The sequence below is a fragment of the Apibacter sp. B2912 genome (genome assembly GCF_009827835.1).
Lineage (GTDB): Bacteria > Bacteroidota > Bacteroidia > Flavobacteriales > Weeksellaceae > Apibacter.
The window spans coordinates 34,528-60,975 of the sequence record NZ_WINV01000006.1 but is presented as its reverse complement, the minus strand read 5'-3'; the positions used below and the strand labels follow the sequence as shown (position 1 = coordinate 60,975).

General features: G+C 32.6%; 21 protein-coding genes and 1 other RNA gene. 18 read left to right on the top strand and 4 right to left on the bottom strand.

The genetic code is table 11. The annotated features are described in order from the left end of the window. Window positions 1-5 precede the first annotated feature (5 nt). Window positions 6-587 (top strand): 50S ribosomal protein L25/general stress protein Ctc, encoded by a 582-nt coding sequence (locus GFV01_RS09315; RefSeq protein WP_105296945.1) that lies wholly within the window; start codon window positions 6-8, stop codon window positions 585-587. Window positions 588-732: 145 nt separating this feature from the next. Here the strand turns inward: GFV01_RS09315 and GFV01_RS09310 are convergent, their stop codons facing one another. Together GFV01_RS09310 and panC are read right to left on the bottom strand one after the other, a co-directional pair. Continuing rightward, window positions 733-1,761, bottom strand: a complete 1,029-nt coding sequence (locus GFV01_RS09310) for a lysylphosphatidylglycerol synthase transmembrane domain-containing protein (protein WP_160566881.1) — start codon at window positions 1,759-1,761, stop codon at window positions 733-735. Between the two features lie 270 nt (window positions 1,762-2,031). Further along, on the bottom strand, window positions 2,032-2,874 hold the full coding sequence (gene panC / locus GFV01_RS09305; protein ID WP_160566879.1) for a pantoate--beta-alanine ligase: 843 nt from the start codon (window positions 2,872-2,874) through the stop codon (window positions 2,032-2,034). A gap of 104 nt (window positions 2,875-2,978) precedes the next feature. On the opposite strand from panC, the gene GFV01_RS09300 reads away from it, so the two are divergent. From GFV01_RS09300 to tssD, 5 genes are all read left to right on the top strand, one after another. Then, entirely contained in the window at window positions 2,979-3,788 is an 810-nt protein-coding gene (locus tag GFV01_RS09300; protein ID WP_160566876.1) for a glycogen/starch synthase, read from the top strand. Window positions 3,789-3,795: 7 nt separating this feature from the next. Beyond that, window positions 3,796-5,310, top strand: a complete 1,515-nt coding sequence (locus GFV01_RS09295; RefSeq protein ID WP_160566873.1) for a DUF4270 family protein — start codon at window positions 3,796-3,798, stop codon at window positions 5,308-5,310. Window positions 5,311-5,350: 40 nt separating this feature from the next. Beyond that, entirely contained in the window at window positions 5,351-7,195 is a 1,845-nt protein-coding gene (glmS, locus tag GFV01_RS09290) for a glutamine--fructose-6-phosphate transaminase (isomerizing) (protein WP_160566870.1), read from the top strand. A gap of 172 nt (window positions 7,196-7,367) precedes the next feature. Next, on the top strand, window positions 7,368-8,891 hold the full coding sequence (gene gpmI / locus GFV01_RS09285) for a 2,3-bisphosphoglycerate-independent phosphoglycerate mutase (protein ID WP_160566867.1): 1,524 nt from the start codon (window positions 7,368-7,370) through the stop codon (window positions 8,889-8,891). 249 nt (window positions 8,892-9,140) lie between these two features. Then, a complete protein-coding gene (gene tssD / locus GFV01_RS09280) occupies window positions 9,141-9,536 on the top strand; it encodes a type VI secretion system tube protein TssD (RefSeq protein ID WP_160543050.1) in 396 nt (131 codons plus the stop codon). Between the two features lie 30 nt (window positions 9,537-9,566). Here tssD and rnpB read toward each other — a convergent pair. Next, window positions 9,567-9,879: RNase P RNA component class A (gene rnpB, locus GFV01_RS09275), an RNA gene on the bottom strand. Window positions 9,880-9,962: 83 nt separating this feature from the next. Here rnpB and truB point away from each other — a divergent pair. After that, complete coding sequence (truB, locus tag GFV01_RS09270) at window positions 9,963-10,637, top strand: tRNA pseudouridine(55) synthase TruB (protein ID WP_160566830.1); 675 nt, start codon at window positions 9,963-9,965, stop codon at window positions 10,635-10,637. Between the two features lie 31 nt (window positions 10,638-10,668). On the opposite strand, the gene GFV01_RS09265 is transcribed toward truB, so the two are convergent. Continuing rightward, window positions 10,669-11,448 (bottom strand): DeoR/GlpR family DNA-binding transcription regulator, encoded by a 780-nt coding sequence (locus tag GFV01_RS09265; protein WP_160557867.1) that lies wholly within the window; start codon window positions 11,446-11,448, stop codon window positions 10,669-10,671. A gap of 334 nt (window positions 11,449-11,782) precedes the next feature. Between GFV01_RS09265 and GFV01_RS09260 the strand changes: the two genes are divergently transcribed. From GFV01_RS09260 to GFV01_RS09210, 11 genes are all read left to right on the top strand, one after another. Further along, window positions 11,783-12,589, top strand: a complete 807-nt coding sequence (locus GFV01_RS09260) for an MIP/aquaporin family protein (RefSeq protein ID WP_160566827.1) — start codon at window positions 11,783-11,785, stop codon at window positions 12,587-12,589. A 65-nt stretch (window positions 12,590-12,654) separates the two neighbouring features. Beyond that, entirely contained in the window at window positions 12,655-13,305 is a 651-nt protein-coding gene (fsa, locus tag GFV01_RS09255; RefSeq protein WP_160543052.1) for a fructose-6-phosphate aldolase, read from the top strand. 51 nt (window positions 13,306-13,356) lie between these two features. Beyond that, complete coding sequence (locus GFV01_RS09250; protein ID WP_160566824.1) at window positions 13,357-14,778, top strand: sn-glycerol-1-phosphate dehydrogenase; 1,422 nt, start codon at window positions 13,357-13,359, stop codon at window positions 14,776-14,778. Between the two features lie 68 nt (window positions 14,779-14,846). Continuing rightward, complete coding sequence (locus GFV01_RS09245) at window positions 14,847-15,710, top strand: HAD-IIA family hydrolase (protein ID WP_160543054.1); 864 nt, start codon at window positions 14,847-14,849, stop codon at window positions 15,708-15,710. 4 nt (window positions 15,711-15,714) lie between these two features. After that, window positions 15,715-16,425 (top strand): L-ribulose-5-phosphate 4-epimerase, encoded by a 711-nt coding sequence (locus GFV01_RS09240; protein WP_160543055.1) that lies wholly within the window; start codon window positions 15,715-15,717, stop codon window positions 16,423-16,425. Between the two features lie 33 nt (window positions 16,426-16,458). After that, the gene (locus GFV01_RS09235) at window positions 16,459-18,138 is read left to right on the top strand and encodes a ribulokinase (protein ID WP_160566821.1); all 1,680 of its coding nucleotides are present in this window, start codon (window positions 16,459-16,461) and stop codon (window positions 18,136-18,138) included. A 31-nt stretch (window positions 18,139-18,169) separates the two neighbouring features. Beyond that, window positions 18,170-19,882 carry a ribulokinase gene (locus GFV01_RS09230; RefSeq protein WP_221411124.1) on the top strand — a complete coding sequence of 571 codons (1,713 nt, stop codon included), beginning with the start codon at window positions 18,170-18,172 and terminating at the stop codon, window positions 19,880-19,882. Between the two features lie 185 nt (window positions 19,883-20,067). Continuing rightward, a complete protein-coding gene (locus GFV01_RS09225) occupies window positions 20,068-22,095 on the top strand; it encodes a transketolase (RefSeq protein ID WP_160566818.1) in 2,028 nt (675 codons plus the stop codon). Between the two features lie 378 nt (window positions 22,096-22,473). After that, window positions 22,474-23,619: a thiol-activated cytolysin family protein gene (locus tag GFV01_RS09220; RefSeq protein ID WP_160566815.1), complete on the top strand. Its 1,146-nt coding sequence runs from the start codon at window positions 22,474-22,476 to the stop codon at window positions 23,617-23,619. 347 nt (window positions 23,620-23,966) lie between these two features. Next, a complete protein-coding gene (locus tag GFV01_RS09215) occupies window positions 23,967-24,824 on the top strand; it encodes a hypothetical protein (protein ID WP_160566812.1) in 858 nt (285 codons plus the stop codon). 26 nt (window positions 24,825-24,850) lie between these two features. Further along, window positions 24,851-25,996, top strand: coding sequence for a thiol-activated cytolysin family protein (locus tag GFV01_RS09210; protein ID WP_160566809.1), 1,146 nt, complete (start codon window positions 24,851-24,853; stop codon window positions 25,994-25,996). Window positions 25,997-26,448: the final 452 nt, after the last annotated feature.

The window sequence follows — 26,448 nt, the reverse complement described above, 5'->3', positions numbered from 1 at the left end:
ATTATATGAAATCAATTACAATTCAAGGAGAAAAAAGAGAAAGCGTAGGTAAAAATTCTTCAAAAGCCTTACGTAATGCTGAAAAAGTTCCTTGTGTTGTTTATGGAGAAAAAAATGTAATCCATTTTTCTACTAAAGAAAGAAGCTTTACTGATTTAGTTTATACTCCTGAAGCACACACAGTTACTTTGGAAATAGATGGAGAAAAAATAGATGCTATTTTGCAAGATCTACAATTTCATCCGGTAACAGATAAGATAATCCATGCTGATTTTTATCAAATAAATCCGGAAAAATATGTTACTATGGAAGTACCTGTGGTAATAACCGGTAGAGCAAAAGGAGTTGTTAGAGGAGGTGTATTACGTGTTAACTTAAGAAAACTTAGAGTTAAAGCCCTTCCAGCAAATTTACCGGATGAAATTGTTATAGATGTAACTTCTTTAGATGTTGGTAATAAATTTGAAGTATCTAAAGTTGAATTAAAAGATTACCAAATATTGCATCCGGCTAATACTGTAATTGCAGCTGTGAAAACATCTAGAAATGTTAAGGCTGCTTCTGCAGATGACGAATCAGAAAACTAATACTCATAAAGTTTTCGAAATTAATTTAGAATCTATAGTATTCTATATAAATCAAAATAAAAGCTGTTCAAAACGAACAGCTTTTTTATTTTTTATAAAATATAACTAATTTGTTATAATTAAAAAGTTTATCACTTTTTTAATTTTAAATTATTGTTTTTTCTTTATTCCTTGTGAGCATAATTATTGAAATGATTCCCATTATAATCATTAAAACCATTTGTAAACTGTGAGCAAGTATTGCATAAGAATAGCCAATATCTTTACCTTCATCTAGAGATTTTCCGGATTGTAAATGTAAAGCCGAAAACCCGATCATCATTGCAAGGTGAAAAGCACCTATGCCTCCCGATGCAGGTACTAACATGCCTAAAGTACCTACGGCTAAAATATAAAAGCCTGTTTGGATAGGAAGAGAAGAAGTTTCTGGCAAGGCAAAAACTACAAGATAAGAAGCAAAAAAATAACATATCCATATTCCGAAGGATAATAAAATAAACTTCACTCTTTGTTTTAATTTAAAAACTGAAACTAAACCGTCAATAATTCCTTTTATGAAAAATACTATTTTTTTAATAATTGATAAATGAAGCAATTTTTTTCTGAATACATACATTAGAATACAGCATAATAAAATTACGACAAGTATAGAAATATAAAGCGTGTAATTTTTTTCATCAGGATTATTCGTTTTATTCTTACTTAGTAATTCAAAAAAAGACAGTAATGTTGAATAATTAAAAACTAAAGCTAAAAGAATAAAAAATAGCATAAAAAATAAGTCGATAATTCTTTCAGTAACGATAGTACCAAAAGAATTGGTAAAAGGTACTTTTTCTACGGTTTGTAAAGCAGTTGCTCTTCCTATTTCTCCCATTCTTGGAATTCCTAAGTTTAAAAAATACCCAAATGAAAGAGCCCATAAAGCATTCGAATTTTTAATTTTATAGCCCATGGGTTCTAAAAGTAAATTCCATCGGACAGCTCTGATCCAATAAGCCCCTAAACCGAAGATAGCAGCCATGCTTATCCAAAAATAGTTTGCTTTTTTTGCAGTTGATATGGTTTTTTCTATAAAATCACCACCTAAGCTTTTAGAAACTAAAAACATTAGTCCACCGGCAATTATAACAGATATACAAACTGTAAGAATATTTTTTAATTTTTTATTCATGTATTCAATGTATTATTCAGACCAAAATAATAATTAATCGTATAATCTCCAAAATCAAAAAACTTAAAAATAGTTAAAATATAAATAGTTGAAAAACTGTAATAATTAAACATAAATATAATAAATCTATATTTAATATATTATAATTTAAATAAATAGTTAAGGTTATAAGATAAATATTATTTAAGTAAAGATTAAGTATTTATAATTTAAAAATAAATAATGTAATAGTTTTTTAATGGTCTGTAATGATATAATTTATATTAAGCTTTATCTTATTTGAATGTTATCAATCAAACGGATGTCTCCGGCATAGACTGCTATAAAAGCCCTATAGTGTTTAGAGGGATCAAAAAACTGAGCCGTTTGTAGTGATTCTTCTTCAGTTATAGTAAAATATTCCAACTTTAAATCTGAATTGAGATACAATTTTTCAATTTTGCAAATCACATTTTCAGGAGCATAATGGGAAGATAATTCTTTAGCTTTAAGTAATGATTGATATATAAATAATGATTTTTTCTTAAATTCCTCAGTAAGCCTCATATTACGTGAACTCATAGCTAAACCGTTGGATTCACGTATGATTGGCATTCCTAAAATCTCGACAGGCAATTGTGAGGTTTTGACCATTTGGCGAATAATTTGTAACTGTTGAAAATCCTTTTCACCAAAATAGGCTCTGGTAGGCTGAACTTGTAATAACAAACGCTTTACAACCGTTGCCATACCTTGAAAATGACCCGGGCGAAAAGCTCCTTCCATAACAACATCCAATCCGTTCATATCTATTGATTCACATTCCAACCCATTTGGGTATAAATCTTCAACGCTTGGTAAGTATAATGCGTCGCAACCGACACTTTCCAATTTTGCAATGTCTGCTTCTTCCGTGCGAGGGTATTTAATCAAATCCGCTTGATTATTAAATTGCGTAGGATTTACAAAAATGCTGCCTATAGTATATTGATTATCTTCAATAGCTTTTTTAAAAAGAGAAAGGTGGCCTTCGTGAAGTGCACCCATAGTAGGAACAAATCCTAAAGTTAATTTTTTAGCGTGGATATATTGAATGAAATCAAATAATTCATTTCTGGTTTTTAATAATAACATACTTTAGATTTAAATGACGAATGTCATGGTTTAAAATGCAAACTTACTACAGTTTGATTAATTTTTTGTAACTTTGTTAAATTATAATCAGCCTTCAATTTATAATGAGTTCAAAAAGAATACTTCACGTTACTTCAGAATTAGTACCATACTTTGACGAAAATCCGATTTCATCAGGAGTTTACAATTTAGCCAAACAAATGTTTGCACAAGGAAATGATGTTAGAATCTTTATGCCTAGATTCGGGCAAATAAATGAAAGAAGATTTCAGCTTCACGAGGTAATCAGGCTATCAGGTATGAATTTGATTATAAATGACCTAGATCAGCCATTGGTTATTAAAGTTGCTTCTCTTCCGGGAGAAAGGATGCAAGTTTATTTCATTGAAAATCATGAATATTTCAAAAGAAAATCTCCCTATAAAGATGAAGCAAATGAATGGTTTGAAGATAATGATGAAAGGGCTGTTTTCTTTACCAAAGGTGTTTTAGAAACAATAAAAAAATTAAATTGGATACCCGATATCATTCATTTACATGGATGGATGGCCAGCTTTTTACCAATTTATTTGAAAACTAATTATGCTAATGATGCATTCTTCAGTGATATAAAAGTGATCACATCGGTTTATAACCAAGGAAGTAACGGGATTTTCAGCAATAATCTTAAAGATATTTTGGAATTTGATAATATAGATACAAGTAAATTAAATTACTTAACTGATAACAAATACGTAAGTATTATCAAGGAAGCCATGAAAGGATCCGACACTATTGTAAAAGGCGAAGAAGTTTTAATTGACGAATTGGAAGACATGTTTAAACAATCAAGCAATCCTAAATTTGATTTTATTCAAAATGAAGATGTCAAAGAAATTTATCACGTCACCAGCGAAATAAATATCCAAGAGTAAAACAACTATGAAAATATTTAAGTCTCAAGTAAAGTTATTAGCTCTAACTTTACTTCCAACCTTTTTTTTATTAAGTTGTGAAAACGATACAACAGATATTGGAGCTAACCTAATACCTGATAAATTAGAAGGAAATAAAACATTTGTTGATCTGGTTGCGTATAATATTTCTAACAACGATACTATTCGAGCAGATTATAACACTCTAGGAAGTGGATTAATCGGTATTTATGAAGATAATACATTTGGGAAATCAAAAGCCTCTTTTAATATTCAAGTAAGATTAAGTACAGCCGATGAAATCAGAGGTACTATTCAGCAAGTCGATTCTGTTGTATTAAGCCTTAATCCGGCATTCAATTCCTCTTCTTACAAAGAAAAGAAAATCATTTTAAATCCCGGAAGTACCAGTGGTGTCGATACGATAAAATACGTTAAAAAATATACATTAGCTTCCTATTTAGGTAAAGCAGGTAATTCCATGGAAGTTAATGTAAATAGGATTAATACATTTTTGGAATCAACCTCCTCTAAGTTTTATTCCAATAAAACAGTTGATGTTGGCGATAAATTAGGAACTGCACTATTAGGGGATTCACTGACCAGTATATCGGTAAAAACAAGTGATGGAAAAGTTATTTCAGAACCTACTGCTGCCGGATATAGAATAAAATTAGATCCCGATTATTTCTACCAATATTTTTTCAGTAAAAAAGGAAGCGCAGATATTAGTGATAATTCACGATTTATTCAGTATTTTAAAGGAATTAAAATACAACCGGTCGATGAAAATTCAAAATTTATGTTTAATTTCCCGGTAAGCAAAATGACCTTAATTGCTTATTATAGATATAAAGATCAATCATCAGATAATTTTACACCAGCAACTTATTCATTTACCATGAATTCGGCTTATAATTCGATGGTTGGAGAATATAACTTTTATAATCGTAATACTGCCAGTTCTCAATTTAAGCAGCAAATGCAGAATCCGGATAAGCTGTTAGGTGAATCCATTTTATTTTTACAAGGTATGGGAGGGCCTTCCATTCATCTTAAATTAGATGATTCACAATTAGAAGCAATAAAAGATTCGGTACAAAATCACAATTGGGCTATTACGGGAGCAAAATTGAAATTTCACCTTACAGAAAACGTACAGTCAAAACCTGATTATATATACGGATATAATTATACACAAAAGAAGTTTTTGCCTGATTTAACTTTTTACTCCGGTTTAGCGGGTTATTTCTTTAATCCAAAGTACGATTTTGAAACTAATCCCCAATATTATACACTTAACGTTACCAAACAAATCAAAGATATTGTAGAAAAAAATAAACCTAATGATGAAATACTTGTAGAAATGGGTAATTTTATAACCCGTTCTACCAACAGTAATGAATATTTAGGATATTCAAAGACGACAAGAGCTTATGAACCTTTCCGATTAACTTTTTATGGTAATAAAAATTCTGGAGATAAGAAGTTAAGATTAGAAATATTGTATACTAAAAATTAAATTTATATTTAATATAAAAAAATCTAAAAAACATTAAATTATGTGTGGAATAACTGGATATATTGGAAATAAAAAAGCCTTACCCATAATATTAAACGGTTTAAAAAGGTTAGAATATAGAGGTTATGATAGTGCGGGCATAGTTTTAAATGAAAACGGAGCCTTTGAATTAAGAAAAACAAAAGGTTCAGTATCCGATTTAATAGCTAAATGTAAAGATTTAAATTCTGAAGCAACCGTAGGAATAGGACATACAAGATGGGCCACTCATGGGGTTCCTAGTGATATAAATGCACATCCTCATATATCAAATAATGGAAAATTAGCAATTATTCACAACGGTATTATTGAGAATTATGGAACTTTAAAAATAATGCTGACCTCTAAAGGATATACTTTTAAAAGTGAAACCGATACTGAAGTATTAGTGAACTTGATACAGTATATGCAAGAGACACAAATTGTAGATTTATCAACAGCTGTCAGATATGCTTTAAATGAAGTTGTAGGTGCTTATTCCATAGCAGTTATGGAAGTAGACCAACCGCAAGAAATTGTAGTAGCAAGATTAAGTAGCCCTTTAGCAATTGGTATAGGTGAAAATGAATACTTTATAGCTTCAGATGCTTCTCCTTTCATTGAGTTTACCAATGAAGTTGTTTATCTTGAAGACGGAGAAATGGCGACTATAACTCTAAAAGGAGTAGATGTTTATAAAATAAAAGATAACTCAAAAGTAAATCCTCAAATTCATGAATTAAAAACGAGTTTAGAAAAAATTGAAAAAGGAGGTTATGAACATTTCATGCTAAAAGAAATCCACGAACAACCCAGATCTATTATGGATACTATGCGGGGAAGGTTATTAGTAAATGAAGACATAATTCAAATGGCGGGAATTTGGGATTATCAAGAAAAATTTTTAAATGCAGAAAGGATTATAATTATTTCATGTGGAACTTCTTGGCATGCCGGGTTAGTAGGAGAATATCTTATTGAAGATTTAGCCAGAATACCGGTTGAAGTAGAGTATGCCTCTGAATTTAGATACAGAAACCCGATAATAACAGATAAAGATATCGTTATTGCAATATCTCAATCAGGAGAAACAGCTGATTCAATTGCTGCATTAAAATTAGCAAAAGAAAAAGGAGCATTTATTTACGGTATTTGTAATGTTATAGACTCTTCAATAGCACGTTTAACTGATGCCGGTTCTTACACTCATGCAGGTCCTGAAATTGGCGTTGCTTCCACCAAAGCATTTACTGCTCAACTTGCCCTATTGGCAATGATAGCACTTAAATTGGCTAAACACAAAGGTACCATAAGTAAAGAACGATTCAACAGTCTGATCATAGAATTGGAGACTATACCGGAAAGGGTAGCAGAAGTAATCAAAAATACTGAAAATCAAATTAAAAAGATAGCTGAGCAATACGTTGGAGCAGGAAACTTCCTATATTTAGGTAGAGGTTATAATTATCCTATCGCCTTAGAAGGTGCTTTAAAATTAAAAGAAATATCCTATATCCATGCAGAAGGATATCCGGCAGCAGAAATGAAACACGGGCCTATAGCATTAATTGATGAAAATATGCCGGTTGTTGTCATTGCACCTAAAAAAGGGTATTATGAAAAGATTGTAAGTAATATACAGGAAATTAATTCAAGAAAAGGTAAAGTAATTGCAATTGTTACCCAAGGCGATACCGTAGTTAAAGATATGGTAACCGAAGCCATTGAAATTCCTGATGTTTCAGAATGCTTTACTCCGCTATTATCCGTTATACCTTTACAATTGTTAGCATATTACATAGCTGTATTACGAGGGGTTAATGTAGATCAGCCTAGAAATTTAGCAAAATCTGTTACCGTTGAATAAACGCTAGATCATGAATTATTAAATATATAAAAGACTTGATTGCCAAGTCTTTTTTTATTAGAAAAAAGAATGGATTATCGATATATATTCAACAAAAATCATAAAAATTCAGTAACTTTAAAATTAAAAATACGCATAAAAATAGATTAATTTTACAAAAAAATAATAAATTATGAATAAAAAAGTAATCTTAATGATTCTGGATGGATGGGGAATAGCCACAGATAAAAGTGTATCTGCTATTGACCATGCTCATACACCTTTTATGGACAGCTGTTTTCAAAAATATTCCAATACCACTTTAGTAACTTATGGATTGGATGTTGGATTACCTAAAGGACAAATGGGGAATTCAGAAGTAGGGCATATGAATTTAGGTGCTGGAAGAGTGGTTTATCAAAATTTGACAAAGATAAATTTAGCCGTAGAAAACGGAACCTTAGGAAATGAAGAAGAATTAAAAAAAGCATTTGAGTATGCTAAACAAAATAATAAACCGGTACACTTCATCGGGCTAGTATCCAATGGAGGTGTTCACTCACATATAAGCCATTTAAAAGCACTAGTAGAAGCGGCAAACTCTTCGAATGTACCTAATGTTTTTGTACACGCTTTTACCGATGGGAGAGATTGTGATCCGCAAAGTGGTAAAGGTTTTATAAAAGATACCATCGAATTTTGCAAAGATAACAATGCAAAATTAGCTTCTATTGTAGGAAGATACTATGCTATGGATAGAGACAAACGTTGGGAAAGAGTTAAAATAGCATATGATGTAATGGTAAATGCTGAAGGAAATGAAACAGAAGATCCTTTACAAGCTATACAGCAATCGTATGAAGACGGAATTACTGATGAGTTTCTTATGCCTATCGTTGTAACTGAAAATAATAATCCGGTAGCCAAAATACAAGAAGGTGATGTTGTGATCTGTTTTAATTTCCGTACCGACAGACCGAGAGAAATAGTGGATGTTTTATCTCAACATGACCACCCGGAAGTTGGAATTAAAAAATTGGATTTATATTTCGTTACTATGACGGAATATGATGAAACATTCAAAAACATTCGTGTCATATTCAAAGAAGATACGATTAAAAATACAATCGGTGAAGTGATAGCAAATGCAGCTTTAAAACAAATCAGAATTGCCGAAACCGAAAAGTATCCACATGTGACATTCTTTTTTTCAGGAGGAGAAGAAAAAGTATTTGAAAATGAAAAAAGAATTTTAGCCCCATCTCCTAAAGATGTGCCAACATATGATTTAAAACCACAAATGGCTGCATATGATATAAGAGATGCTATTATTCCCGAATTAGAAAAAAAAGAAGTGGATTTTGTATGTCTCAATTTTGCCAATGCGGATATGGTAGGTCATACCGGAGTATTTGAAGCAGCAGTTAAAGCGGCGGAAGTAGTAGATGAATGTGCCGGAGATATTTGTAAAGCAGCGTTAGAAAATGGATATACAACTCTGATTATTGCAGATCACGGAAATTCTGACAAAATGAAGAACGAAGACGGCTCACCTAATACTCAACATACAACTAATTTAGTCCCTTTAATTGTAGTAGATAATCAAAAATACAATTTAAAACAAGGTAAATTAGGAGATATAGCTCCTACCATATTAACGTTAATGGGCTTACCTATTCCATCAGAAATGACAGGAAATGTTTTAATTGAGAAATAATTAGGAAAAATTTAAATTATAAAAAAAAGAGATATTATAAATATCTCTTTTTTTTATTGTTATAAATAGTTGCTAAAATATTGAGCATTATGAAAGTTAATTTTCATATATTTTTATGATATAGAGATAAAGTTTATCAAAATAGGGCTGTTTATTTTTAACAAGCATTTAACTAATGGAAAAATACTATCTACTTTCAAATACGTAAATTTGTAAAATTTGAAAAATTCACTAAAAATCATTATTATTATGTCATTTAGAGCACGATTAGAGGTAGCCGGAAGAAAATATAATATTATCAATGTAAATTATTCATTAGCGCAAGAAACAGATCCAACCGGGCGACCATCAGCACAAATTAGAGGAGGAAGAATTGAGATAACTTTAAGATCAACTAATGAAACTCGTTTTTTTGAATGGATGACTAATAGCTATGAAAAGAAAAATGGCAAAGTAGTCTTTACAAAAAAGGATTCTAACACCCCTTTAAAAGAATTAAATTTTACGGACGGTTATGTAGTAAAATATAAAGAAAAATTTGATTCCTTAGGATTAGGTAGATCCTCGATTACAGAAACATTCACCATATCAGCAAAGGCTATAAGTATGGGATTAGGAGAACATGTCAATGAATGGATAGGATAAAATCCAAGCTTATTTTATACATATACAAATAAAAAAAGCAAATCAATAAGCCGGATTTTGTCATTTTCATTACTGAAAAGCCTTGTTATTTATCTAGAATAAGAATTACTCCTTATTTCTATCTGCTTACCCCCCGGCATCGGACGGATAGCCCTTATAAATCCGGTATACATAGCATTGCACCTCACAGAGTTTACCTGATTTCACTACAGCCGAACTGTACTTCCTTTCTGTTGCACTGGTCCTCATCTTACGATGGACGGGCATTACCCGCTGTGATATCCTTTGGTGTCCGGACTTTCCTCTTCTATAAAAAATAGAAGCAACAAGGTTGATTTGCTTTTTGCAAAATTACGATATTTTTCAATATTCAAAAATGGACTTAAAATATTAGTTGTTTATATTTGCTTTTAAATTTAGGAATGAATGAATTTAGACGAATTACTGGAAGGTAAAATATTTTTAATAGATAAGCCGTTAGATTGGACTTCATTTGATATAGTAAATAAAGTTAAATGGAAAATAAAAAAGCAATTTAATTTAAAGAAAATCAAAGTAGGTCATGCGGGAACATTAGATCCCAAAGCAACCGGTTTATTAATTGTATGCGTTGGTAAAGCAACCAAACAAATACAACAAATTCAAGATGCATCCAAGATATATTCCGGAGAAATTAAATTAGGAGTAGAAACTCCTTCCTATGACTTAGAAACAGAAGAGTTTAATCCCAAAGAATACAATCATTTACAAATAAAAGATATAGAAGAGGCAGTACAGGATTTCATAGGGGAATCCATTAGTCAAAAACCTCCGGTATTTTCTGCTTTAAAAAAAGATGGGAAAAGATTGTATGAATTTGCAAGGAAAGGAATAGCTATTGAAGTTCCTTCTCGTGAAATTTCCATTTACGATTTTAAAATCACTAACATTAATCTGCCTTATGTAGAATTTTTAGTCCATTGCAGTAAAGGGACCTATATCCGTTCATTAGCTCATGATTTTGGACAAAGCTTAGGAGTTGGAGGGTATTTGACTAAATTGAGAAGGGAGAAAATTGGAGATTATGATATCAAAGATTCAGATAATTCCATAATAATTTAACTTAACTTTATGATAGTAAAGCCGGTTTATTTTATCGTGCAATAACAACTTCAATACCTAAATCTTCGAATCTTTCAACATCTCTTTTTTTAATGCCTTCATCGGTAATTAAAACATGTATTTTATCCAAATCAGTTATTTTGCCAAATCCTCTTTTACTAATTTTGGTAGAATCTGCTAAAACAATAACCTTTTCTGAATTTTGAATCATCAATTGATTCATTTTAGCCTCCATAGTACTTGAAGTGGAAAGGCCAAAATCAAAATCGACCCCATCGCCGCCAATAAAAAGTTTACTGCAAGAATAATTACTGATCATTAATTCCGCATAAGGCCCCATAACAGACCCTGACTTGGTTCGAACGTCTCCTCCCAGTTGTATTACATCAAAATTTGGATTGCCATATAATAGCATAGCCGATTTTAAAGAAGAGGTAAGAATGGTTAACTTAGTATAATTATTTTCAATTACCTGAGCAACCATCTGTGTGGTAGTTCCTGATGAAATCGTAATAAAATCATTATCTTCAATAAAATTAAGAGCCGCTTTGGCTATTTTCGATTTCTCTTCAACCTGTAGCGTTTCCTTTTTATTAACATGTCTTTCCTTAACAATAAAAGATTCTCGAGTTGCTCCGCCGTGGGTTCTGTATAATTTACCGATCTTCTCCAGATGAGTCAAATCTTTTCTAATGGTAACGGCAGACACATTTAATTTTTTACAAAGGTCTGTTACAGAAACATAATGATTGAAATTTAATTCTTCTAAAATTTCCTGTTGTCTTATATTATTTATGTTATTGTTCTTCATAGGTTGATATATAATGACATGGACGAAATTAAACGTAATGCTTTATGCATCAAATTTACGAAAATATTTAAATTGTCAGAAGAGGGTAATGTAATTAGTTTCGATTTGGAAAATAGTTAAACTTATATATAAATATTTGTCAATCAACAACAAAGATAATAAATTAATTCTTTTTAATCTATTTTTATGCTAAAATAATTTTAATATTTATAAAAAAAAATTTTGTTTTATTATTGTTTAGTTTCGATTTAGTAAATACATTTGTTACGTTTTAATTATGTAAAACAAAAATTCAATAAAATTAAATTTCAAATCAAAACTAAAATTAAAGATTATGGATTCAGTCGTTGCAACAAAATTTATAGGAGAATTACTAGGTTCTTTTTCATTAATAGCCTTAGGATGTGGGATAAGCATGAACCTTACTTTAGACAAATCATACGGAGAAGGTAATAAGGCAGCCTTAAGCGGGCCACTTGGCTGGGGTTTTGCTGTAGCTATGTCGGTAATTATTTCTTCTCCATTTGATACGGGTGGGCATTTCAATCCGGCAGTTACCATAGCACAATGGGCTGCAGGGGTTTTAGATCCTAAATTTGTTCTTCCGTATATAACAGCGCAATTTATCGGTTGTTTTTTAGGGGCTCTACTTGTTTCTTTTGTATATAGAGGTCATTTAACTGCTACTTCTTCAGATCCAAGTAAACTTTTAAGCGTTTTTGCAACCAATGCATCTATTAGAAAAAATAACTCAATTCAGAATTTTTCCTCTGAAGCTATAGGTACTTTTTTCTTAGTATTTATTGGGCTATCCATGAGTGCCAATCACGGAGGAGTAATTATTGAAAATTCAACAGGTATTCCTCAATTTACTCATTCGATGGTAGGATTCGGATCTTTAGGAGCATTACCTGCCGGATTTATGATATTTGCAATCGGTATGGCTTACGGAGGGGTTACCGGATGGTCTTTAAATCCTGCCAGAGATCTAATGCCTAGATTAGTTCATCAAATCCTCCCTTTAAAAGGCAAAGGAGATAGTGATTGGGGATATGGAATTGTGTACGCTTCCATTGCTCCAATAGTAGGGGGATTACTTGCTGCAGGACTATACGTATTAGTTAAAGGTTATTTTAATTAAAATAAAAACCGGACAATATGTTTTAAAACAATCAAATCAATTATAAAACCATAAAAAATAAAAAAATGAAATTTTTCATTGATACAGCAGATTTAGAGCAAATTAAAAAAGCTCAGGATCTAGGAGTTCTTGATGGAGTTACCACAAATCCCTCCATTATGGCAAAAGTTGGAATAACCGGAAAGGACAGCATATATGCTCATTATAAAGCAATATGTGAAATCGTAAATGGAGATGTAAGTGCAGAAGTACTTTCAACCGATTACGAAGGAATCATTAAAGAAGGAAAAGAATTAGCAGAAATTGATAAGCAAATAACTGTTAAAGTTCCTATGATCCATGATGGGATAAGAGCTATTAAATATTTTTCAAGTAAAGGAATTAAAACTAATTGTACCTTAGTTTTCTCACCCGGTCAGGCACTTCTTGCGGCAAAAGCAGGAGCTACCTATGTATCTCCCTTTATAGGAAGATTAGATGATATATCAACAGACGGTTTAAACCTGATAGCTGAAATAAGAGAAATATACGATAACTACGGTTATTCTACCCAAATACTAGCCGCATCCATACGATCTTCCATGCACATTATCAATTGTGCGAAAATAGGAGCTGATGTGATTACTTCTCCTTTAGCTCCCATACTTGATTTACTAAAACACCCATTAACAGATATTGGATTAGCCAAGTTTTTAGAAGACTCTAAAAAACTTTAAAACTTAATAAGAGACCATATCAATCACAAACCACAAAAAATAAAAAATAAAATGTCTAAAGAAAGCATTAAATCAGCTTTAAAACAAGCTACTGAAACAAAGTTTCTAGAAATAGAATCCAATATCTTAAAGGATGTACCGCAAATATTTAAGGAACAATTTCCCGGAAAAAAAGCAATTATTATAGCAGATCCTAATACCTATAGAGTAGCAGGAAAAAAAGTTCATGAAGCATTACAAAAAGCCGGATTGGAAGGAGAAGAACCGTATATTTTAGATGATCCTAATTTATATGCAGATTATATATTTGTAGAGAAAATAAGAGATTATTTAAAAGATAAAGACGTAACACCTATTGCGGTTGGTTCAGGAGTTATAAACGATCTTACGAAACGAGCAAGTTCCGAACTAAAACGACCGTATATGTGTGTTGCTACTGCCGCATCCATGGATGGATATTCTTCGGCAGGTGCATCCATAACCAACAAAGGAGCAAAAATCACTCATGCCTGTGAAGCTCCCCAAGCCTTAGTAGCTGATATTGATATTATTGCTGCTGCTCCCCCTTTGATGACCGCTTCCGGATATGCCGATTTATATGCTAAAGTAGTATCCGGAGCAGATTGGATTTTAGCTGCAGAATTAGCCGATCCCAATCACCCAAAAAAAGGCATTGAGCCCATGACTAGTGCATGGAATATAGTACAAGATGGACTGGCAGAGGCATTGCAAGATCCGGCAGGAGCAAAAAATGGAAATCCAAAAGCTATTGAATTATTAACAGAAGGATTAATGCTAGGCGGTTTCGCCATGCAATCCATGGAATCATGGGGGGCAGGAGTAAGCCGTCCGGCATCCGGTTCAGAACATCAATTCAGCCATCTGTGGGATATGGAGCATCACACCTTCAAAGGAGAAATGGCCAAAAAATTCGGTTTATATCCTAATCAAGATGAACAAGCCCCATCGCATGGATTTAAAGTAGGTATTGGTACATTAGCAATTACCGCTTTGTATGAAGTAATGTTAAAAGAATCTATAGACAGGCTTGATGTTGAAGCGGCAGTTGAAAAATGGCCGACCCTGGAAGCTCAATTAAAAGAGATAGATGAAATGTTTGCAGGGACTGAAATACATCCCTTTGCTGTGGCCCAAACTACAGATAAATACGTTACCAAAGAGGAATTAAGGGAACAATTAAATAAAATTAAAAAGAATTGGCCGCAATTAAAAGAAAAACTAAGAAATCAAGTTATACCTTTTGAGGAAACAAAAAAACGATTGGCAGCCGTAGGAGCACCTGTTGAACCTGAAGAAATCGGTATTACCAGAAAAAGACTCAAAGATAGTTTTTACAGAGCACATAAGATCCGAAGCAGATATACAATTTTAGATTTTGCTTACAGAGCAGGATATTTTGATCAATGGATTGAAGAATTATTCAGCGAAAAAGGAGCATTAAGAGGAAAATAAATTAAAAGGATATTCATGTAATAAAAAAATTACATGCATATCCTTTATATCTTTTAAATATAAATTGCATGAATAATTATATCACAGATATAAAAAAGACTTCAAATGTTCTTTTAGAAAAAGTAAAAAAGCTCAAACATGTGGCTTTGGATATGGATGGAACGATTTACAATGGCTCAACTTTATTTCCATATACAGTAAGCTTTTTAAATCAACTTAAAAGATTAGGCATAAGCTATTCTTTTCTTACCAATAATCCGTCTAAAAGTATTTCAGACTACCTGCAAAAATTAGAAGGATTAGGAATTGATGCTTCAGAAGAAGAAATGTACTCATCCGCAGTAGCAACCATAGATTATTTAAAAGCGAAACATCCACAAATCAAAAAATTATTCATATTGGGAACACCCAGTATGATCAAACAATTCAATAAGGCAGGATATATATCTACTGAAGACTCAGCACAAGATGAGCCCGATGCATTAATTGTTGCTTTTGATATGACTTTAAATTATGAAAGATTATGCAGAGCAGCTTGGTGGGCGAAACAAGGAAAAATTTATATAGCAACCAATCCCGATAAAGTTTGTCCGACCGACAAACCGGTAGTTTTAGTTGATTGTGCTTCTATATGTTCATCTATAGAAACCGCTACGGGAAGAAAACCGGATATTGTGTTGGGTAAACCACAAAAAGAAATGTTAGACGGGATATTGTCAGCGAAAAATTTAGAGCCGGATGAAGTGGCTATGGTAGGAGATCGCATTTACACAGATATGATGATGGCTCATAATGCCGGAGCTTTCGGAGTATTGGTACTAACCGGAGAAGCTACGTTGGAAGATGCGGAAAAAGCTGATCCTGAATTGGATATTGTCTTGCCGAGTATAGAGGTATTAGGCAACCTGATAGAATATTCACATATAAAATAAAGCTATGAAAAAATATGCTCAAATAAAAGAAGAAGCATTCGAAGGCAATAAATTATTACCCCAATTGAATTTAGTTTTATTTACCTGGGGTAACGTAAGTGTCGCAGATCACAATCAAGGAGTTTTTGCTATTAAACCTAGCGGAGTGCCCTATGATAAGTTAAAGGTCGATGATATGGTACTGGTTGATTTTGACGGTAAAGTGGTCGAAGGTAAACTAAGACCTTCATCAGACACACCCACTCATGCCGTTTTATACAAACATTGGAAAGACGTTAACTCAATTGTACACACGCACAGCACCTATGCTACCGCATGGGCGCAATCTTTATTGGATATTCCCATATTCGGTACAACCCATGCAGATCATACCATTTCTGATATACCTTGTGCTCCGCCTATGAGTGATGAGATGATCCAAGGAGACTATGAATACCAAACAGGTTTCCAGATTCTCAATATTCTTAAAGAAAAAAAATTAAGTCATAAAGAGATGGAAATGGTATTGGTAGGAAGCCATGCGCCCTTTACCTGGGGTAAAACAGCTGAAAAAGCAGTTTACAATAGTGCGGTGTTAGAAAATGTAGCAAAAATGGCTTATTTAACAAGGCAAATAAATCCCCAAGCCCCAAGATTGAAAGAAGCATTGATCCATAAACATTACGAAAGAAAACATGGAGCGAATGCTTATTATGGACAAGAAAAAAACAAATAATTACTATAAACCAACTGAATAAACAAAAAAATGATGAGCATTTCAAACAATTTAGTAATCGGTGTTGATTACGGAACTGATTCAGCGAGAGCCATATTAATGGATGCTGAAACCGGCGAAGAATTAGCACTCTCAGTAAAAGAATATCCGAGATGGAAAAAAGGTATGTACTGCGATCCGGTGAATTACCAATTCAGGCACCATCCCTTAGACTATGTTGAAGTATTAGAATATATAATTAATGAAGTAGTTAGAACAGTTCCGGTAGCAAAAGAAAGAGTTAAAGCATTAGCAATAGATGTTACCTGCTCTACTCCGGTGGTAGTAGATAAAGAAGGTACCCCCTTAGCTTTACGAGAAGACTTTTTAGATGATCCCAACGGGATGTTTATCTTATGGAAAGATCATACAGGAATAAAAGATTGCGAGCATATCAACGAATTTTCCAAAAAATGGCATACCGATTATACCCGATATTCAGGAGGAGGTGGAAATTACTCTGCAGAACATTTTTGGGCTAAAGCTCTTCACATATTCAGAGAAGATCCCAAAATAAAAGAAATCGGGCATTCTTTTGTAGATGCTTGTGATTGGCTTTCCAATTTAATAATAGGGGTAAAAAAACCGGAAGACTTAAAAAGAAATATATGTACAGCCGGATTTAAAGTGTTGTGGAATAAAGAATGGGGAGGATATCCACCTAATGAATTCTTTAAAGAATTAGATCCCGTTTTAGATGGAATTGTAGACACCTTTTCAAAAAAAGTGTATACCTGTGTAGAAACGATAGGAAATTTATCAGAAGAATGGGCTAACAGATTAGGATTAACCACAGCCGTTAAAGTAGCTGCCGGAAATATAGATGCCCATGCAGGAGGAATTGGAGCAGGAGTAAAAAATAAAGCCATTGTTCAAATTATCGGGACATCCACATGCGATATTATTGTAGGACCTAAAAGTGAAAATAACCCGTTAATTCCGGGAATATCCGGTCAGGCAGATGATTCCATAATTCCCGGAATGGTAGGTTATGAAGCAGGACAATCCGTTTACGGGGATTATTATGCTTGGTTTAAAAGGGTTTTAATGTGGCCGTTGCGAGAAATATTTGCAAAAATCGAATATATAGATAAAGAAACAAAAGATAAAGTAATTCAGGAAGTTTATGATAAAATGATTCCTGAATTGGCCAGACAAGCAAAACTTATACCGGCAAAAGACAGCCATATTATAGCCACTGACTGGATTAATGGAAGAAGGACGCCCAATGTTGACTATGAATTGAAAGGGACTATCACAGGGTTGGCATTATCCAGCAGTACTCCTTTACTATATAAATCCATAGTAGAAGCAACCGCATACGGTTCAAGAGCTATTGTAGAACAATTTATAAACAATGGAATTGAAATTGAGGAAATTATCGCAGTAGGAGGAATTTCCCAAAAGTCTCCTTATGTTATGCAAATTTTATCAGATGTTTTAGGCAAGCCTATAAAAGTTATCGCAACCAGGGAAGCATGTGCCTTAGGAGTGGCGATGTGTGCAGCTGTAACCGCCGGAATTTATTCTAAATTGGAACATGCTCAAGAAAAAATGGGAATGGGAATTTCAACAATTTACTATCCTAACGAACAAAATCACCAACATTACAATGTTGAATATGAAAAATACAAACGGTTAGAAAAAGTAAAAGAGCTAACTGGAAAACCATAATATTACGGAGACGGAGGATAGTAAAAAAATAATGATCGCCGTCTCCAATCAAACAAAACTTCAAACTAAACCCAAAAAAATGCAATTATCCAATAATTTAGTAATAGGATTAGATTATGGTACAGATTCCGGAAGAGCAATTTTAATGGATGCAGAAACCGGAAAAGAATTAGCCTTATCAATCAAAGAATATCCAAGATGGAAAAAAGGATTATATTGTAATCCTGTAAAGACCCAATTTAGACAACACCCTTTAGATTATCTCGAAGTTCTCGAATATATCGTTAAAGATGTTTTATATAAAGTGCCGGGAGCAGCCGCTCGCGTGAAAGCCATCAGTACAGATATGACCGGTTCAACGCCGGTAGCGGTAAATAAAGAAGGAACCCCGTTGTCTTTGTTGCCGGAATTTGCCGAAAATCCTGATGCTATGTTTATTTTATGGAAAGATCACACAGGACAAAAAGATAATGAATATCTGAATGACTTTGCAAAAAAATGGCATATAGACTATACTAAGTCTGCCGGTTGTGGTGATTATTCCACAGAACACTTTTGGACCAAAGCATTACATATATTTAAGATCCCCGAAATTAGACAAGCCGCCTATTCTTTCGTTGAGTCCAGTGATTGGCTGCCTGCCTTACTTTGTGGGTTAACTAAGCCCGAAGAGATAAAAAGAGGAATGGGAATAGCCGGATCTCGAGTGATGTGGAATAAAGAATGGGGGGGATATCCTCCCAATGAATTCTTTAAATCATTGGATCCGTCTTTAGATGGCTTAGTAGATACATTTAACAAAGAAGCATATACTTGCGACCAAGTCGCGGGAACGATCACCAAAGAGTGGGCTAATAAATTAGGTCTTCCGGAACATGTACTTATTGCCGTCGGTAATTTGGATTGTCATGCAGGTGCAGTTGGTGCGGGAGTAAAAGATAAAGCTATGGTGGAAATTGTGGGAACTTCCACTTGTGCCATTACCGTAGGACCTAAGAGCTTAGGAAATAAATTAGTTCCGGGAATTCCTCAACAAGCAGATGACATTATTCTTCCCGGTATGGTAGGATTTGAAGCAGGTCAATCGGCTTTTGGAGATTTATATGCCTGGTTTAAGAGATTGCTAATGTGGCCTTTAGATAATATAATGCTAAAATCGAATATCGGAGATCCGGAGACACGGCAAAGTTTAAGAGATGAGGTATATGCTGAAATGATTCCTAATTTGGCCAGACAAGCGAAAATCATACCTCCCAAAGACAGTCAGATTGTATCTACCGATTGGATCAATGGCAGAAGATCTCCTAATGTGGATTATGAATTAAAAGGAACGATAACAGGAATAGCTTTATCCAGTGTAGCTCCTTTAGTTTATAAATCCTTGGTAGAAGCAACTGCTTACGGGGCTAAAAATATTATTGACCGATTTATAGACAACGGAATAAAACTTAAAGAAATTATTGCCGTTGGAGGGATATCTCAAAAATCACCATATGTAATGCAAGTCATGTCGGATGTTATTGGAATGCCTATTAAAGTTATTGCAACCCGTGAGGCATGTGCTTTGGGAGTTGCCATGTGTGCAGCTGTAGTTGCGGGTGTATATAAAAATTTACCCGAAGCACAGAGTAAAATGGGAATGGAAATTTCAAATATCTATTATCCTAACCAAGAATATAATAAACATTACAATCAAGAATTTAATAAATACTTGAGTTTAGAAAATATCAAAGAGATCATATAAATTAGTTTTCAAGGGTATTGGAGGATCTGTCTCTGTGAACAGATAGAGACAGAACTCGCCCTTTTAAAAATTATATAAAAGAATAATAATAATTCAATAATCAAATTTTTCACAATATTGCTCTGAATAATTGAAGTAAGTGCAATTAAAGTGTAAATTTGAAATCCAAAATTTTATAAAGTACAATGACTGATATTAAAACATTAAATAGAGCAGCGGACAATATTAGAATATTAGCTGCTTCAATGGTAGAAAAAGCAAAATCAGGCCATCCGGGAGGAGCCATGGGGGGAGCTGATTTCATTAATATATTATATTCGGAGTTTTTGGAATACGATCCCAAAAATCCTAGATGGGAAGGAAGGGACCGATTTTTTATGGATCCGGGACATATGTCGCCCATGTTATATTCAGTTTTGGCACTGGCCGGAAAATACTCGATGGATGACCTTAAGAATTTTCGTCAATGGGGAAGTGTTACTCCGGGACATCCTGAGTTAGATGTTGAAAGGGGAGTTGAAAATACTTCCGGACCTTTAGGACAAGGTCATGCTTATGCTGTGGGAGCGGCAATAGCTGCAAAGTTTTTAAAAGCTCGATTAGGAAATTTAATGAATCAAACCATTTATGCCTTTATTTCAGACGGAGGGATTCAAGAAGAAGTATCTCAAGGAGCAGGAAGGATAGCCGGACATTTAGGGTTGGATAATCTAATTATGTTTTATGATTCCAACGGAATACAACTCTCTACTCAAGTAAAAGAAGTTAATCAAGAAAATGTAGCAGCAAAATATGAAGCCTGGGGTTGGAAAGTAATTACTATAAAAGGAAATGATCCTTTAGAAATACGTAAAGCCTTACATGAAGCAAAAGCAGTTAACGACAGGCCTACTCTTATTATAGGAAATACTATCATGGGAAAAGGAGCCGTGGATGCCAATGGGCAATCCTTTGAAAATAAAGTATCCACACACGGTCAACCATTAGGGGAAGCCGGAGGTAACTTAGCAAAAACCATCGAAAATTTAGGAGGTGATCCGAATAACCCATTTATTATTTTTCCTGAAGTTCAGGCATTATATGCAAATAGAGCCAAAGAATTAGAAGAAATAGTAAAAAATAAAAAAGAAATAAAAGAACAATGGGTAAAAGAAAATCCTGAATTAGCCGAAAAAATGGAAAAATGGTTTTCAGGTGCTGCACCAAATATCAATTGGTCTGAAATTACTCAAAAACCCAATGCCGCTACAAGAGCAGCATCTTCAACGGTGTTGGAAACTTTAGCTAAACAAGTTGACAACATGATTGTATCTTCTGCCGACTTGTCAAATTCTGATAAAACGGATGGCTTCTTAAAGCACACCCGTCCATTTACCAAAAACGATTTTTCAGGAGCATTTTTACAAGCAGGGGTAGCTGAATTTACTATGGCTTGTTTATGTGTGGGAATGAGTCTTCATGGAGGAGTAATTCCTGCGTGTGCCACCTTTTTCGTTTTTTCTGATTATATGAAACCTGTAGTTAGGGTTGCTGCATTAATGGAACAGCCGGTTAAATTCATTTGGACGCACGATGCATTCAGAGTGGGAGAGGATGGGCCCACTCATGAGCCTGTGGAGCAAGAAGCACAAATACGTTTAATGGAAAAGTTGCAAAACCATAAAGGTAAAAATTCCATGTTAGTCTTAAGACCGGCAGATGTTCAGGAAACAACTGTTTCTTGGAAATTAGCAATGGAGAATACAAATACTCCAACAGCTTTGATTTTGTCTAGACAAAATATTAAGGATTTACCGACTATACAAGATCGATTTAATGAATCCTTACAAACTTCTAAAGGAGCTTACATAGTACAGGAAGATGAGGGATATGAAATAATTTTACTGGCTTCCGGTTCAGAAGTTTCCACTCTGGTGGAAGGAGCTGAATTACTAAAAAAAGACGGTATAAAAACAAGAGTTGTATCCGTACCATCAGAGGGATTATTCAGATCACAACCTAAAGACTATCAAGAGTTGGTTTTACCTAAAAATAAAAAGAAATTCGGATTAACTGCAGGGCTTCCCGTTACTCTTGAAGGATTGGTTGGAGAAAATGGAAAAATCTGGGGAATGAATTCTTTTGGATATTCTGCTCCGGCTGCAGTTTTAGATCAAAAACTAGGTTTTACCCCTGAAAATGTGTATAAACAAGTGAAAGAAATTTTGGGTTAATTAGGTTATTGGTTACCGTTGTATTCATACTAACTCTATGAATTAAAGAAAGGAGAATTAAAATTTTAATTCTCCTTTTTTTATATAAAAAAAATCAGAGTAATTTATGTATACAGGTTAAATATTATATTTTAAGTATGATAATAGAACAAAAAAAATTAAAATATATATTATAATAAAATAATTATCTTCTTTTTTACGTTATTATAATTATATTTATTTTTTAATTTTATTATCTTGATATGAAAAGATATATATTTTGAGTGCTTTTTATTGTTTATATGAATTTTAGAAATGATTTTAATGTAAATATTTTTAATCAAGATATCAGCTATTTATGAAAAAATAATATTAATAAATAATCTAAAATTATAAAAAATGATTTTTAAAAAACGTTTATTATCCGGTATTCTTTCCGGGTTTATGCTAAGTAGTATTTTTTATTCATGTAGCAGTGATGATAATGCTGATTCAAATATTAATTTTTTTCGTCCCGTACGATTTCTTTATGAGTCAGATAAGGAAATATCTGCAAAGCCTACAGGTAATACGGGCGTGGATGAAAATGGTGTTCCACGTAAGGAATATGAAGTTATTATTCGTCGTTCCAATGAGTTTTCAACAGCGGATTTAATGAAAGAAGCTACTATTGAAAAAACTATTTTATATCCAGGATCTTTACTTAGGGGAGAGTCCTTTATTAAAGGTAACTATGAGCCATTAAACCTAACGAATTCATATAATCCGGTTACATTGTATCTTTCTATCAATGGGGTTAATGTTAGTATAAAAAAAGATGTTTTACCTAAAGGAGGTGAAGTCTCACAAACTCTGACCGAATTAAAAACAAATAATTCCGGTTATTTTCCTGATAATTATATTCCTGCTAATTACACATATGATAGTGAGCAAGTTACTACAGAAGAAAGTTTTAAGAAAATTATCAATTTACATGTAAAATCTAATTTTTCAACCCTTGTAAATTCCTCTTTTGATTATGATTATAATAACTCCGGTGTAAAGTCATCCAGCTATGTTTTAGTAAAACTAAAACAAACAGTTTACTCAGCAGGTATTGATGTCGCCAATTGGTCTAATTGGGTAGAAGGTAATATAAAAGGCTCGGAAGTTGGTTTGTATGAACCGGTATATATCAGCAACATAGATTATGGTAGGGTAGCTTATTTATTAATTGAGACTAATAAAACAGCGAAGGAAGCCGGTAAAATGGTAAAAGGTGCAGTTGATTACAAGATAGGAAATTTAACATCAGGAGAAAACTATATAAAAAATGAGGAATTAAGAAAACTATTTAATTCAAAAAAAATCAATGTCTCCGTGTTGGGGGGGCCTTCCAAAACAGTTACTACTTATGACGAATTTATTAATTATATGAATTTATATGGAAAAGATGCTATCATTTCTTCTTCCGCGCCAATCTCATATACCATTCGTCGTTTGAAAGATAATACAAAAGTTGAAATTGTGAACACTTACGAAGAAGTCAGAAAAGAGCTCCGATAAAAATAGTGCTTATCTATATCTAAATTTTAGCTTCAATACCTTTTCTGGTATTGAAGCTAAATGTTTTAATAAGGGAAATTGGCTTGTTATAAAATGAATATGTACTGTAATTACGTTTTGAATTTTGCTTAAGTATTATGCTTTAAATGTTATCCAAATGTCAGATGCGATATTAAAATTCTCTTTCTAATATAAATAATTTTAGGATTTAATATTTAGTAAATATATTAAATTAATTAGTATTTGTTGCGTTAATAGAACAAAACTATATTAATTTTAGTTAATTATAAAATAATAAATTAAATTTTACGTTAATAAAGTATTAATAAAAAAATCTAAACTATACTATGAAAAAATTAATACTGTTATTCTTGCTATATATTGGTATCAATTCCTGTAGCGATTCCGATGATAATAATTTAAATCAAACTATAGATCAAACTCTAATTGAAAATCCAACATTCTCATTAAAATTTGTCAGAACATCCCGTGGATCAACCATGAATAATCTTCAAGTTGGAGATTCACTTGTAATAGCTTATAAAATTACTGGTGTCACTATTAAATCGGATGAAGCATTTACTATCATGCCTCAACTCGGAGGTCCTGTTTCGCATCAAATTTTAGGAGAAGATTATGATCTTTATTACAAAAATAAGAAGGTTGATAAAATTAATACGCTAGAAAAGCAAGGTAAATTTACCCTTTATATCAAAAAGGCAGGTAATTTTAGTCATGCCTACACTGCTTTTATTGTAAATACTGAAAACAATGAAATTCCTAATAAACTAATTTCAAAAAGTGATCTGTATTTTAATTCAGTGAGAATTGTTGCTTACAATTATGAAATCAGGCTTAGGAAATCATCAACATGGCAACATTCCTTGAGAGGAGTATTTCATAAACTTTATATTGACACAGGTAATGAAGAATATGATAAATATCTTGAGAATCTTACCTATAACGTATATTATAATTCGCGAAGTTTCGAGCAATCTAATTTTCGCAATAAACAGAATAGAGATTTTTATGAAGTACAAAGAGTGGAAGGAGGTAAAAATGCATATACGGTAAATACAATTGATAAAATTGTTTTCAAAAAAGAAGTAAATGGGGTAACCACCAATATCGAATACAAAAATATTCCCGTAGTTTTCTATGGAAGGAAAGATGATTGGGGAACAGAAGGAAATAATAATCTTTAATTATAATAATCTAAAACTATACAGAAATGACTTTGAAAAAAAATTTAGTATCCGTTCTGATTTTCGGATTTATCTTTGGTAATGTGTTTAGCTCTTGCAGTAGCGACGATGATGCGGTTTCCGGTAGTAGGGGATTGCGTGAAGTGAAATTTCATTCCGAACCGGATAAGGAAATCTCTACAAAATTTACTGGAAATACAAGTATAGATGCTGATGGCGTTCCCCGTAAAGAATACGAAATTGTTACGCGTCGGTACAACGAATTTTCGGTTGCAGATATTATGAGTGAAGCAAATATTGAAAAAACAATCTTATATCCGGGAAGCATACTTAGGGGGGAATCGTTTTTAAATGGAAAGTATGATCCGGTAGTACTTCATAATTCTTTTAATCCGGTTACTTTGTTTCTTACTATCCAAGGAGTCAATGTTAATGTTAAAAAAGATGTTGTTCCTAAAGGAAGTGAAGTTTTTCAAGCCTTATCGGATCTAAAATTAAATAATACAGGTTATTTTCCAGAAGAATATATACCTGCAAATTATACGTATGAAAGTGAGCATGTTACAACAGAGGAGAGTTTTAAAAAGACAATCAACCTGCATATAAAAGCAAATTTTGCTAGTATAGCGAATTCCTCTTTTGATTATGATTATAATAAGTCAAATGTGAAATCATCCAGCTATATTTTGGTTAAGTTAAGACAAACCGTATATTCTGCGGGTATAGATCCGGTGCATTGGTCAAATTGGGTACAAGGTGATATTAGTGTTTTAGATAGCGGTCCTTACGAACCGGTATATATCAGCAGTATAGATTATGGTAGAGTGGCCTATTTGCTGATTGAAACTAAAAAGTCATCACAAGAAACCGGTAATATGGTTAAAGGGGCTGTAGACTTTAAAATTGGTAGAATTTCAGTTGGCGGGAATTATCAAAAGAATGAGGAATTTAAAAGGTTGTTTAACTCTAATAAAATTAAAGTTTCAGTACTAGGAGGTCCATCCGAAATAGTTACTAATTACGATCAATTCATGGATTATATGAATTTATTAGGAAAAAAAGCTCTAGTAGCCTCATCTGCGCCTATTTCATACACCATCCGACGTTTAAAAGACAACACTCAAGTGGATATTGTAAATGCATACGAAGAGGTTAAAAAAGAATACAGATAAATTAATTTATTCGCATTTTAAACTTAGCTTCAATACCCTAAACAGTATTGAAGCTAAAATTTTTATAAAAGCATTTTATCTAATTCAAATGAAAATTACCTATTTAAAAATTTTCTTCATTCTTCTTTAATCTATTTAATCTATTGATAATTATTTCACTAAAAAAGAAGCATATTGCTTAAAAGATATAACATAGATAAACCTCTATTTTTTTACATCTTTTCCGATAAATTATATAATTTAAAAACCTTTATTAAATTTATAGCTTAAATCATTTTAATAGATTTACAATCCATATAAAAGAAATTTTATTGAAATTAAAAATATTATTAATTTAATTGATAAATTTTTTTATATTTGAAAACAAGATATAAATAATAAATATCATTAGGATTTATTACGATAATTTCAATAAATTGATTTAATTTATAGATTTAATTATATTAAATTAA